This window comes from Streptomyces sp. WAC06614 (assembly GCF_003949795.1).
Taxonomy (GTDB): domain Bacteria; phylum Actinomycetota; class Actinomycetes; order Streptomycetales; family Streptomycetaceae; genus Streptomyces.
In genome coordinates this window covers 1-778 of sequence record NZ_RPRY01000751.1, presented here as the reverse complement: position 1 = coordinate 778, position 778 = coordinate 1, and the positions used below count along the sequence as shown (strand labels likewise).

The 778-nt window shown below is 78.4% G+C and carries 1 protein-coding gene; it reads left to right on the top strand.

The annotated features are described in order from the left end of the window. Positions 1 to 185: 185 nt before the first annotated feature. On the top strand, positions 186 to 778 hold a 593-nt coding region (locus EF918_RS36285), incomplete at its 3' end, for a transglycosylase family protein (protein ID WP_125653029.1).

The following is a 778-nucleotide window of genomic DNA, read 5'->3' as shown; positions in this document are numbered from 1 at the left end:
GGGCCCCCGCGCCCGGCGCCCCGGGCCCCCGCGCCCGGTGCCTCGGCGCCCGGCGCCGGGCGCCCGCTCGTCCGATGCCCGGTCGTTGCCTCGCCTCGGGCCGGCGGTGGGCCGATCGCATGGGCCCCGGGCGGGTGTCCGCGCGGCGGACGGGGGCCGGACGCCGGACCGCTTAGCGTGAGCCGATGCTGCTGTACGTGGTGCTCGCCCTGGCGGCGTCGGCGACATGGGCGGCCCCGCCGCCGCCGGCGCCCGGACCGGGCGGAGTGGGGGCGATCGGCTCGCCCGGGATGATCGGCTCGGGACCGGGCGACTGCGGTCCCGGCGGCCGGTGGCCGTGGGACTGCGTGGCCGACTGCGAGAGCAGCGGCCGTTGGCACATCAACACCGGCAACGGCTTCTACGGAGGTCTGCAGTTCTGGCAGCCGACCTGGGAGGACAACGGGGGCCTGCGGTTCGCGGCACGGGCCGACCTCGCCACGCGGGAGCAGCAGATCGAGGTGGGCGAGGAGGTCGTGGCCACGCAAGGCTGGCAGGCGTGGCCGGTGTGCGCCAAGCGGTACGGGCTGGCGGGGCGGTGGCACGTGGTGCGGGCGGGCGACACGCTGGTCTCGGTGGCGCGGGAGCGGGGCGTGCCGGGTGGTTGGCGGGCCCTGTACGAGGCCAACCGGGCCCTGCTGGGCCCTCACGCCGACACCCTCACCCCAGGCACCACCCTCCACCTCCCGAACCCCGCGCCTGCCCGCCCGACCCCGACGCCGACCCCGGTCGTCCCGAC